Consider the following 6,983-nt stretch of genomic DNA (forward strand, 5'->3'; position numbering starts at 1 on the left):
TCGACTGGCACGACCCGACGGTCGTTGCCGCACTCCCCGACGAGATGGCGATTTCGGCTATTACCGCTGCCGAATTGGCTGCCGGGCCGCTACTTGCTGCGACGCCGATCGAGGCGGCCAAGCGTCAGGGCCGATTACAGGAGGTGGAATCGAAGCTGGAGCCCATCCCGTTCGACGGGGCCGCTGTGCGCAGTTACGGGCTCATTGTTGCCGCGGTGGTGCGTGAAGGACGGCAACCGCGAAGTAGGTTCGCGGACCTGTTAATCGCTGCGACGGCGCACGCCAATCGCCTAGATCTGTACAGTCGAAACGTTGAGGACTTTTCTGGGCTCGAGAAACTGATCCGTGTCGTGGCGATCTGACGACAAGATTCAACCTGCCCAGCGCCGCGGCTGCTAGCGGCCGAGCATCTCGTCACACCAGCGGGCGGCCGGTTCGCATCCGCCAACGCATGTCCCGCATCAGTGCCCGGAACGGCAGCTGTCGCAGCGGACCGGGCGTCAGATTGTTGACCACCCGCAGCAGGCCGATGAACGCATCGAACTGCCGCTGTTTGCCCTCGCTCCACGGCAACTTCATCTCGTCGCGGAACCGTTGCGGCAGAAAGCCGGTGGTGACGAACAGCATCGGAACCTCCACCAGCCTGTGTAGCGGGCCGGGCAGGGTCACCCCGCGCATCCGGACCGCGGCGATCTTGTACAGGTAGTTGCGGACGGTGTCGTCGATGTGGACGTTGGTGTTCAGCTGCTCCTGCCAGTACTTGTCGAACGCCTCCCGGTCTGTTGGCCACATCTCTTCTCTCACCTGAAGTGCGGTGCCCAGAACTTTGGCTTCTTGGTATTGCCGGTCCGCGTCGTCGTCGTCCATCTCGCCGTAGAACATCCGGTACAGGTCGACCAACCCCTTGTACATGCACGCCGCCACCCACAGCTGCAGTTCGGGGTCGAAGGCGTTGTAGAGCACCGGGCTGTGTTTGGTGGACCGGACCTGACGGTGCGCCACATCGATCGCTTCTTTGAACGCCTTCTTCTCGTCGTCGGTGCCTAAAGCCACCACCGCCAGGTAACCGATCGTGGTGCGGGCCCGCTTGAACGGGTGGAAATCCGCACGCCCACTGTCGACCCGGCTCTCGACAACGCCGTAGCCGACACCGGGCCGCGCCAATTCCATGATCACGTTGGCGGAGCCGGCCAACAGTGAGATCGCGAACAGACCGTCGGCCATGTTCATGCCCTGCATCGACCTCGGGGCGCGGCGCCGACTCGGGTCGGGCGGCTCGCTGACCGAGCGCTCCACCTGTGGAACCTGGGCACTGACCGCCATGGCTTCACCTGCCCGAATTGTGAGAACGACTGTTTTCTGATTTTGCTCCGGATCCGGCCGGGTGTCAATATGGTCTGGATGGTTTCAGCCAAGATATCGAGCGCGCGCCCCTACGCCGGTGTCGACGCGGCCGACCGGCTGGCCGCGCGCCGGTCCCGGTTGCTGGAGGCGGGTCTGGATCTGCTGGGTGCCGACCGGCCGCAGATCGCCGAGTTGACCGTACGCGGCATCTGCCGGGAAGCCGGCCTTACCGCGCGCTACTTCTACGAGAGTTTCGCCGACAAGGACGAGTTCGTCAGCGCGGTCTTCGACACGGTGATCACCGAACTGGCTACGCGCACGCGGGCACTGGTGGAATCGGCGACGCCTGCCGATCAGACCCGAGTTGGCATGGCCAACATCGTGCGAACCATCGCCGGCGACGCCCGGATCGGACGGCTGTTGTTCGGCGTACACCTGAGTAACGCCGTAGTGGTGCGCAAACGGGTGGAATCCGGTGCGCTGCTGGCAATGTTGTCCGGCCAGCACGCCGTTGCCACACTGCGTATCCCGGAGAACGACCGGATCAGGGCCGCCGCACACTTCGTGGTCGGCGGGGTGGCGCAGACCATCAGCGCGTGGTTGGCCGGCGAGGTGCGCTTCGGCCCCGACCAGCTGGTCGACCAGCTGACGGCGTTGGTGGACAAACTCGCCGACCCGACGCTCTACCGTGGCTGACCGGCCGTCACAGCGTGTCGGTCTGCTGCGGTGTGCGGTTCGACGCTCATCTCATATTCGATGAATTCTATTGTTCAGCAGGCGAATTCAAGGGTTATCCGGTCTGGGGCCTGGAAGTAGAAGGACCGCACGTACACGCCCGGATGTACGGTCGCCGAAACCTGCACCTCGCATTCGTCGTGATTGAGCACCGGGCCGACCCGATCCCGCCCCGGACGAAGTTCCCGACATCGACATAGGCGGCTATAGGCAACGTCGTCAAACGCGGCCGGGTACCCTGACCCAGGTAGTCAACCAACCGCCCGGTTAGTACATTGAGGATTGTCGACAACCAACGGGAGGCGCGTCCATGCCGGTAGCGATCACTTCTGAGCATCAAGACCTGGCTGCTTCGGTCCGGTCGCTGATGGCGCGGGCAGTGCCGTCGGAGGCCCTGCACGCCGCGATGGATACCCCGCCGGAGCAGGTGGTGAACCCGCCGCCGTACTGGCAGGCCGCCGCTGAACAGAGCCTGCAGGGCGTGCACCTGGCCGAATCGGTCGGCGGGCAGGGCTTCGGCATCCTGGAGTTGGCCGTGGTGCTGGCCGAGTTCGGCTACGGCGCGGTGCCCGGCCCGTTCGTGCCGTCGGCGATCGCCAGCGCGCTGATCGCCGTGCACGACCCCAACAGCGACGCCCTCAAAGATCTGGCGTCAGGCGCAGCCATCGCCGCCTATGCGCTGAGTTCCGGGCTGACCGCCACCCGGCACGGCGACAGGTTGGTGATCCGCGGCGAGGCCCGGGCTGTTCCGTCGGCAGCCCAGGCGTCGATGCTGGTGCTGCCGGTGGCGACCGAGGGCAGCCGGACAGGGCAGGCATGGGTGCTGCTGCGCGCCGGCCAACTCGAGATCGAGCCGGTGGCCAGCGTGGACCCGTTGCGGCCGATTGCGCACGTGCGGGCCGACGCCGTCGAGGTCGCCGAAACCGCCGTACTGGGCAACCTGGGCCGTGCGAGCGCTGATGCGCTGATATCCACCCTGCTCAGCGCGGAGGCGGTCGGCGTCGCGCGGTGGGCCACCGACACCGCGTCGGCCTACGCCAAGATCCGCGAGCAGTTCGGCCGGCCCATCGGCCAGTTTCAGGCCGTCAAACACAAGTGCGCCGAGATGATCGCAGACACCGAGCGGGCCACCGCGGCGGTGTGGGATGCCGCGCGGGCGATCGACGAGGCTAGCGAAAACGAATGGGATCTCAGCGCTTCGGCGGCGGAGTTCGCGGCGGCCGTGGCGGCGACGCTGGCGCCGGCTGCCGCGCAGCGCTGCACCCAGGACTGCATCCAGGTGCACGGCGGCATCGGCTTCACCTGGGAGCACGACGCGGGCGTGTACTATCGGCGCGCGCTGATCCTGGCGGCGTCGTTCGGCCGCGGCGCCGACTACCCGCAGCGCGTCGTCGACACCGCCACCAGCACCGGGCTGCGTAAGATCGACATCGACCTGGACCCCGGCACCGAGCAGCTGCGGGCCGAGATCCGCGCCGAGGTGGCTGCACTCAAGGCCATGCCGCGCGAGCAGCGCACCGTCGCCATCGCCGAGGGCGGTTGGGTGCTGCCGTACCTGCCCGAGCCGTGGGGACGGTCATCCAGCCCGGTCGAACAGGTCATCATCAGCCAGGAGTTCACCACCGGGCGGGTGAAGCGGCCATCGATGGGAATCGCGGCGTGGATCATCCCGTCGATCGTCGCGTTCGGCACCTCCGAACAGCAGCAACGGTTTCTGCCACCGACTTTTCGGGGCGAAATGCTCTGGTGCCAGCTGTTTTCCGAGCCGGGCGCCGGTTCCGACCTTGCCGGCCTGACCACCAAGGCGACCAAGGTGGACGGCGGCTGGCGGATCAGCGGCCAGAAGATCTGGACCACTGCCGCGCAGCTCTCGGGGTGGGGTGCGCTGCTGGCGAGAACCGACGCCTCCGCACCGAAACACAATGGCATCAGCTACTTCCTGCTGGACATGAAAAGCGAAGGTGTGCAGGTTCGTCCGCTGCGCGAACTCAGCGGTGAAGCGATGTTCAACACCGTGTTCATCGACGATGTGTTCATCCCGGACGAGCTGGTGCTCGGTGAGGTCGACCGCGGTTGGGAGGTCAGCCGCAACACGCTGACCGCCGAGCGGGTTTCGATCGGCGGCAGTGAGGCGCCGTTTCTGGCCAGCCTCGACGGGCTGGTCGAGTTCATGCGCGGCGGGCAGTTCGACCAGATCGAGCAACACCGGGCGGGGCAGCTGATCGCCGAGGGGCACGCGGCCAAGCTGCTCAACCTGCGCTCGACGCTGCTGACACTCGCCGGCGGCGACGCAATGCCGTCGGCGGCGATCTCCAAGCTGCTGTCGATGCGCGCCGCCCAGGCCTACGCCGAGTTCGCCGTCCGGACGTTCGGCGGTGACGCCGCGATCGGCGACTCCGAGCAGCTGGTCGGCAGGTGGATCGGGTACCTGCTGTACAGCCGCGCTTCCACGATCTACGGCGGCACCTCGGAGGTGCAGCTCAACATCATCGCCGAACGCCTGCTGGGCCTGCCGCGCGATCCGTAGGAGCACTTCCCCCCGCCGCCCCCGCGAACCCCCTGCCGCGAGCATGCAGGAAATCGCACGCCGGCGGCCTCGGTAACGCGATTTTCTGCATGCTCGCAGCAAGGTAGCGTCGTCGCCGTGACCAATCCATGGCTGCCCAGTCGCCGTCGCAACGCAGCTGCGGACACCGGCGAGAGAGAAACCCTACAGTCGTTTCTGGACGACTATCGAGACATCGTTGTGCGCAAGGTCTCCGGGCTCTCCGACACCGAGGCGCGCCGCCGGTTGGTCACTTCGCAGACGACGGTGGGCGGGCTGGTCAAGCATCTGCGCTGGGCCGAGTACGGCTGGTTCGACCAGCTGCTGACCGAACACGTCGATGACAACCGCCGGCCCCATGACCGCGACTGGGAATTCGAGTTCTCCCCCGAGGAGTCGCTGGCCACGCTGGTAACCGAATACCGGCAGCAGTGCGAGCAGTCCCGGCAGAATGCCGGCCGCTACCCGCTGGATCATCTGGTGCCGCACCGCCATCTCGGCCATGTATCGCTGCGCTGGATCTACGTGCACATGCTCGAAGAGACCGCCCGGCACGCCGGACACCTCGACATTCTGCGCGAACAACTCGACGGCGCAACCGGATTCGACGGGTAGCTTCCGGCGCGAGCGTGCGTGTTCCCGGCGGCACGCCCGGCGTGCCGACCGGGGACGCACGCTCGCGGCAGAGGGGTAGCTACATCTCGCGCAGCTCGCGTTTGAGGATCTTGCCGGTGGGGTTGCGCGGCAACTCGTCGAGGAAGACCACGTCGCGGGGCACCTTGTAGCGGGCCAGGTGCTCTTTGACGTAGAGCTTGACACCGTCCTCGTCGAGATTGGCTCCCTCCTTCTTGACGACGAAGGCCCGCAGCCGCGCGCCGAAGTCGGAGTCCTCCACCCCGAGCGCGGTCGCCTCGATCACGTCGGGATGCCCGCTGATCAGGTCTTCGACCTCGGCGGGAAACACGTTCTCGCCGCCGGAGACGATCATCTCGTCGTCACGGCCGGACACGTAGAGCAGACCGTGCTCGTCGAAGTAACCGACATCCCCCGACGACAGCAGCCCGTCGACGATCTGCTTGCCGCCACCGCCGGTGTAGCCCTCGAACGGGAACGCGTTGCCGACGAAAATCCGGCCCACCTGGCCCTGCGGCAGCTCATGGCCGTTGTCGTCGAGGATCTTGACCTTGACCCCCTTGACCACCGGCCCGACCGTGGACGGATCGAACTGCAGATCCTCGGGTCGCGCGATGGTGGCGAACGCGACCTCGGTGGAACCGTACATGTTGTAGACCACCGGCCCCAGGTCCTTCATCGTCCGGGTGGCCAGCTCGGCGCCGAGCTGCGAACCGGAGACGAACACGATGCGCAGGGCAGACAGATCGGGTCGTGAACCAGACTCGAGCCCGGTCTTCTCCAGGGAATCGAGGATTCGGGACAGCATCACCGGGACGACGACGATCGCGTTCACCCGGTGGCGTTCCAGGTCTTCGAGCACCGTCGCCGGCTTGAACCGGCGCCGTAACACCAGCGTCGACCCCAGGAACATCGCCAGGGTGGCGTGCAGGTACCCCAACGCGTGGAACATCGGCGACGGCAACGAGGTCACCTCGCCGGCCTTGAACGGAACGAGCGACAGGATTCCGCCGACCGGCATCAGCGTCGGCGGGGTCTTGCGGTTGGCGCCCTTGGGAGTGCCAGTGGTGCCGCTGGTCAAGATGATGATCGACGCATGCCTGGTGGCTTTGGGTGCGAGAGCTTTGCTGCTGCGGGCGATCAGCTGCGCCAGGGTTTCATCGGTGCTGCCGGAGGGCTTCGGGCTGTCCGGGTTGACGCTCAGCGCCCGCAGCTTGCCCAGCGGTGGTTCGGCCTGCGCGACGGCAGCGGTGTACTCGTCGTCGTAGATGATCACCTTGGCGCCCTCACGCTCGGAGACGTCCTTGATCTGCGGACCGGAGAACTCGCTGTTGAGCATGATGATCCGGGTGCCGACCCGGGCGCAGCCGTAGTTGGCGATGAGGAACCAGCGGTGGTTGCGGGCCAGGATCGCCACCCCGTCGCCGCCGTGCACCCCCATCGCAATAAGACCATTGGCGACCGCGTTGGCGGCGTCGTCGAGGTCCTTGAAGGTCAGCGTGCCCTCGTCGTCGATGATCGCGATCCGGTTCGGGTTGCGCCGGGCGTTGAGGGCGGTGATCATGCCCAGCTCGCCCCAGCGCACGCCGTCGGCGACCGCCCCGGCGATATGCTGCGGTGCCCCCAGCGGCAACGCGCCGGCTTCGAATATCTTGCGGATATAGTGCAGTTCGGCAGAACCGCGTTCGGCATATTGCTGGAGTCTGGCGGCGATCTGCCCAGGCAG

At 66.5% G+C, this 6,983-nt stretch carries 6 protein-coding genes and 1 pseudogene; 4 read left to right on the plus strand and 3 right to left on the minus strand.

The genetic code is table 11. The features are described 5' to 3' along the window. Window positions 1–362, plus strand: a 362-nt coding sequence (locus AC2VON_RS01225; protein WP_486951321.1) for a PIN domain-containing protein, incomplete at its 5' end; no start/stop codon positions are given. A 52-nt stretch (window positions 363–414) separates the two neighbouring features. Here AC2VON_RS01225 and AC2VON_RS01230 read toward each other — a convergent pair. Then, window positions 415–1,323, minus strand: a complete 909-nt coding sequence (locus AC2VON_RS01230; protein ID WP_486951322.1) for an oxygenase MpaB family protein — start codon at window positions 1,321–1,323, stop codon at window positions 415–417. A 78-nt stretch (window positions 1,324–1,401) separates the two neighbouring features. Here AC2VON_RS01230 and AC2VON_RS01235 point away from each other — a divergent pair, with 78 nt between their 5' ends. Next, window positions 1,402–2,040 carry a TetR/AcrR family transcriptional regulator gene (locus tag AC2VON_RS01235; RefSeq protein WP_486951323.1) on the plus strand — a complete coding sequence of 213 codons (639 nt, stop codon included), beginning with the start codon at window positions 1,402–1,404 and terminating at the stop codon, window positions 2,038–2,040. Here the strand turns inward: AC2VON_RS01235 and AC2VON_RS01240 are convergent. Continuing rightward, a pseudogene (locus AC2VON_RS01240) lies at window positions 2,028–2,243 on the minus strand (VOC family protein); the annotation flags it as partial. The gene AC2VON_RS01235 and the pseudogene AC2VON_RS01240 sit on opposite strands and share 13 nt — an antisense overlap. A 146-nt stretch (window positions 2,244–2,389) precedes the next feature. On the opposite strand from AC2VON_RS01240, the gene AC2VON_RS01245 reads away from it, so the two are divergent. Beyond that, window positions 2,390–4,606 carry an acyl-CoA dehydrogenase family protein gene (locus AC2VON_RS01245; protein WP_486951324.1) on the plus strand — a complete coding sequence of 739 codons (2,217 nt, stop codon included), beginning with the start codon at window positions 2,390–2,392 and terminating at the stop codon, window positions 4,604–4,606. A gap of 117 nt (window positions 4,607–4,723) precedes the next feature. Then, entirely contained in the window at window positions 4,724–5,239 is a 516-nt protein-coding gene (locus AC2VON_RS01250) for a DinB family protein (RefSeq protein ID WP_486951325.1), read from the plus strand. 79 nt (window positions 5,240–5,318) lie between these two features. Here AC2VON_RS01250 and fadD2 read toward each other — a convergent pair. Then, on the minus strand, window positions 5,319–6,983 hold a 1,665-nt coding region (gene fadD2, locus AC2VON_RS01255), incomplete at its 5' end, for a long-chain-fatty-acid--CoA ligase FadD2 (RefSeq protein WP_486951326.1).

It is taken from the genome of Mycobacterium sp. TH-M82 (assembly GCF_057473605.1).